Annotated in this window: 1 protein-coding gene; it reads right to left on the reverse strand. The window is 51.7% G+C overall.

Translation table 11 applies throughout. The features are described from left to right. Positions 1-198 (reverse strand): HAD-IA family hydrolase (locus HJY11_RS14915; protein ID WP_368041640.1); only part of this gene is annotated, 198 nt, incomplete at its 3' end. Positions 199-207: the final 9 nt, after the last annotated feature.

Consider the following 207-nt stretch of genomic DNA (forward strand, 5'->3'; position numbering starts at 1 on the left):
GGTACCCCTCTCTTTGATCTGCGACATTACGTCCCGGAAATCCCGGACATAGTAGTCAGCCAGTTGTTTCTTTTCAAGATCCAGCAGCCGGGAAAATTCATCGTAGACAGCGCACACTTTCATCCCCGCCCGTTTCCCTGCGAGAATCCCCATTGGCACATCCTCAAATACAAGACAATGCTCTGGCTGTACCTGCATATCTCCGGC

Origin of the sequence: Bittarella massiliensis (ex Durand et al. 2017), from assembly GCF_017566145.1 — a bacterium.
GTDB lineage: Bacteria > Bacillota > Clostridia > Oscillospirales > Ruminococcaceae > Bittarella > Bittarella massiliensis_A.